Genomic DNA, 3610 nt, shown 5'->3' with positions numbered 1-3610 from the left:
CTGTCCGTCACCTCGCCCGAAAATGGCAAGGCCGAGGAAGAAGTGCCAGGCTCCTACAAGGACGACACGTTCGAAATCGGTTTCAACTCGAAGTATCTTATGGATATCCTGAGCGAGATCGAAGGCGACACAGTCGAACTGCATCTCGCCGATGCCAGTGCACCGACGCTGATCCGCGAGAATGACAAATCGACTGCACTGTACGTTCTGATGCCGATGCGGGTCTAGGGCTCGACTCTGAAAAAATGGTCTTCGGACAAATTATGATTCGTCGCGTCTCCCTTTCCCGGTTTCTGAAAACCAACCCGGCGATCCATGCTTTCGCGTTGCTTGCGATGTTGCTGGGTGCGCTCTCGCCTCAGGGCTTTATGCCCACCCAGACCGCCGATGGCTTTGCGATAAAGCTTTGCTCCGGCCACGCCGATAGCAAGCTGGTGATCACGCCGGACAATCCGGATTATGAGTTGCTTGCGCTGGTCTATGGTCAACAGGACGAGACCGCGCCGGAACCCGAACAAGAACAATCAACTCCTGCTTGTGCCTTTGCTAGTGGCACGTCCCTTAGTCTGGCTTCGTCCGCACCAGAGCTCGCAATCTCTACATTGACTCCGACCGCGCACGAACCATCCGAACCGCGCCGCTTTGCGCTGCGCAACAGGATCAATATCCCACCCGCAACCGGGCCACCTGTAGCTTCCCAAAACATCTGAAATAGCGCGCGACCTTCGCCCTGAGTGGTGATTGATCGCACCATTTGCATTTTTCCGGCCCTCCCACGCAGTGGGGCATGGCCGTTTGGGATTTATCATGAATAGAACAATTTTAACCGCCTTTACGGCGAACATCGCGCTTGCCTCTCCTGCTTATGCCGCAGCCGACCCGCTCACCGATATCATTGTTACCGGTCAGCGCGCCACGGCGACCACCGACGAAATCGAAAGCGACAAGGAAATTATTTCTACCCCTGACGCTGCATCGCTGGTGGCGCGCGCGCCAGGCGCCGCTTTGATCGACAATGGCGGGCTGTCCGGCCAGGTGCAATATCGGGGCTTGTTTGGCGACCGGATATTGGTCCGCGTCAATGGGCAGCGCTTTTCGTCTGGCGGTCCCAATCTGATGGATCCACCGCTGCACTATGCGCCCATGGCACTGGTGGACCGGATCGAAATCGACCGCGGCATCAGCCCGGTTCGCAAGGGCCCCGGCCTTGGCGGAGGGGTGAATGCCATTCTAAAGGAAGCTCAGTTCTCCGAAGGCGCGGCCATGCAAGCGCATACCGATCTGACCGCCGGCTATCGCAGCGGCGACAACAGCTATCTAATGGGAGGGCTTGTCAGCCTGTCCAACGAACGGGTCAAACTGGGAGTGATTGCCTCCTACGAAAAGGGCGATGATCTGCAATTCCCCGGAGGAACGATTGCTTCATCCAGCTTTGAACGCCTGAATTATGGAGCGCATGCGGGCTTGAAAATTGGCGACGGCAGCCTGACCCTGTCTTACCGCCGTCAGGAAACCGACCCAACCGGAAACCCGCCTTTCCCGATGGATATCCAGTATTTCAACACAGACTTCCTGTCGCTCGCCTATGAAGGCAAGCTCAGCGACAATCTCTATCTGGAAGTGGAAGCAGGCCATGTCGCGGTTCGCCATCTGATGGACAATTTTTCGCTGCGACAGGAACCGGCCAGTCCGATGGATCAGCGCTCCACTTTTGCAGATGCGGACACCAGTACGGCTGCCACCGCGCTACGCATCGGAACACCGGATCGTCATGTCCGGATTGGCGCAGATGTTGAGACAATGGACAAGGATGTACGGATCACCAATCCCGCGAACGCAGCCTTTTTCCTGACATCGCTCAACAATATTTCGGGTAGCCGGATCGGCGGCTTCGTCGAGAGCCGCTTGGCAGTTGGTCAGATCGAAGCCGAACTCGGCGCCCGCCTTGATCATCACCGGATGGAGGCAGGAGCCCCGCTTTTGGGCAGCGCCATTCCGATGGGTCCCCGCATTCTCGCAGATGGCTTCGCCGCTTCGGATCGCGCGTGGTCCGGATACACCGTTGATATAGCAGCACGTTTCTGGAGCGATATGGGGAGCTTCAAACCTCGCCTGTCGCTTGCGTACAAGACCCGTGTCGCCAATGCGATCGAGCGCTTCTCCTGGTTGCCGACGGGCGCAAGTGGCGGACTTGCTGACGGTAACATTTATGTCGGCGATTTGAATCTCGGGAATGAAAAAGCCTGGATTGCCGAAATTGGTTTCGACTATCAGGATAGCCGTTTCTACGCACGACCAACGCTGTTCTATCGTCGCGTGGATGATTTTATCCAGGGCGTGCCGTTCGATGATACTCCTGGCATCATCAACAGTCCGGTAGAAATGGTCGCAAATATGAATGGCGATCCAACGCCGTTACGTTTTGGCAATGTCGATGCGGAATTTTATGGTGCCGACCTGGATTTCGGTTGGCATATCAGCGGACCGCTGAATCTGGATGGCACTGCAAGCTATGTCCGGGCGAAACGTCGCGATATCGATGATAATCTCTATCGCATTACTCCGCCCAATGCGCGCGTAGCTTTGAGCTGGCAGGAGGACGTCTGGCATTTGGGCGCTGAACTGCAAGTCTTTGCAGACCAGAACAAGGTGTCTGCTACCAATAGCGAACAGCCGAGCAATGGTTATTTGCTAGCGGGAATATTCGGCCATGTCGAACTGACGCCAAGGCTTACGCTCGATGCCAGTGTCGAGAATCTGTTCGATAAAAATTATGCGGAACATCTGGCCGGCTATAATCGAGTAAGCGGTTCGGACGTGGCGCTAGGCGCACGTTTACCGGGCGCAGGCAGAAGCGCCTTTGTCCGCTTACGCTGGACCGGGTTCTGATTCCCTCGATTGATTTAGGAGCGCAGCCGGCAATCCGGCTGCGCTCCTACAACTATTCAGCCGCTTCGAGCATCTCGACCATCTGCGGGCCACGGATCAGACCACCCGGACGCTTGTCGGTAACAACCCCGCCCTTGAAGGTCACTTGCCCCGACTTGATCGTATAATCATAGCCATCAGCCTTCTGCAGCAAACGCTTGCCGCCCGCTGGCAGGTCGAACGCCAGCCATGGCTTGCCCAGCTTGATCCGCTCCATGTCGATCACGTTGACATCCGCCAGATAGCCGGGCTTCAGCACGCCGCGATCGTTCAGGCCGTAGAGCCGAGACGTATCCAGACATTGCCGCTTAATCGCGTTCTCGATACTGATCGTCCCGCGCGTCCGGTTCTTCACCCAATATTCGAGCATGAAGGTCGGGCTCGCTGCGTCGCAGATGGTGCCGCAATGCGCGCCGCCATCCGACAGGCTGTTCACCGTGTCATCGGCCTGCTGCAATGTTTCGAGGAAATCGAGATTGCCGTCCATATAGTTGAGCAAGGGCAGATAGATGAAGCCCTTGCCATCATCGGCCATCATCAGATCATAAGCATATTCCGCACCCGATTTACCAGCAGCGGCGGCGCGCGAGGCGATGCTTTCGTCGGCTTGTGGTTCGTAGTTGAAATCCGGATCCATCTCGAACTGCATTGGCCAGCCCTGGGTGATGACCATGAACACCGG

At 56.7% G+C, this 3610-nt stretch carries 3 protein-coding genes and 1 pseudogene; 3 read left to right on the top strand and 1 reads right to left on the bottom strand.

Annotated elements, in window-relative coordinates; translation table 11 throughout:
* The 3 genes and pseudogenes from V7680_RS15160 to V7680_RS15150 form a co-directional block, all read left to right on the top strand.
* Nucleotides 1-228: pseudogene (locus V7680_RS15160) on the top strand (DNA polymerase III subunit beta); the annotation flags it as partial.
* Between the two features lie 35 nt (nucleotides 229-263).
* Nucleotides 264-710 (top strand): hypothetical protein, encoded by a 447-nt coding sequence (locus tag V7680_RS15155; protein ID WP_335654093.1) that lies wholly within the window; start codon nucleotides 264-266, stop codon nucleotides 708-710.
* A 97-nt stretch (nucleotides 711-807) separates the two neighbouring features.
* Nucleotides 808-2889 carry a TonB-dependent receptor gene (locus tag V7680_RS15150; protein WP_335654092.1) on the top strand — a complete coding sequence of 694 codons (2082 nt, stop codon included), beginning with the start codon at nucleotides 808-810 and terminating at the stop codon, nucleotides 2887-2889.
* 52 nt (nucleotides 2890-2941) lie between these two features.
* Here V7680_RS15150 and V7680_RS15145 read toward each other — a convergent pair.
* The coding region (locus tag V7680_RS15145) for an amidohydrolase family protein (RefSeq protein WP_335654091.1) at nucleotides 2942-3610 on the bottom strand (669 nt) is incomplete at its 5' end.

Source organism: Parasphingorhabdus sp., assembly GCF_036963705.1.
In the GTDB taxonomy this organism is placed as follows: Bacteria; Pseudomonadota; Alphaproteobacteria; order Sphingomonadales; family Sphingomonadaceae; genus Parasphingorhabdus.
Note: the sequence above shows the minus strand (reverse complement) of the source record. Positions and strands in the feature narration are given on the sequence as shown.

Excerpts from the sequence above, each read along its gene's own strand:
- V7680_RS15155 (WP_335654093.1), top strand. The coding sequence starts at position 264 with ATGATTCGTCGCGTCTCCCTTTCCCGGTTTCTGAAAACCAACCCGGCG.
- V7680_RS15150 (WP_335654092.1), top strand. The coding sequence starts at position 808 with ATGAATAGAACAATTTTAACCGCCTTTACGGCGAACATCGCGCTTGCC.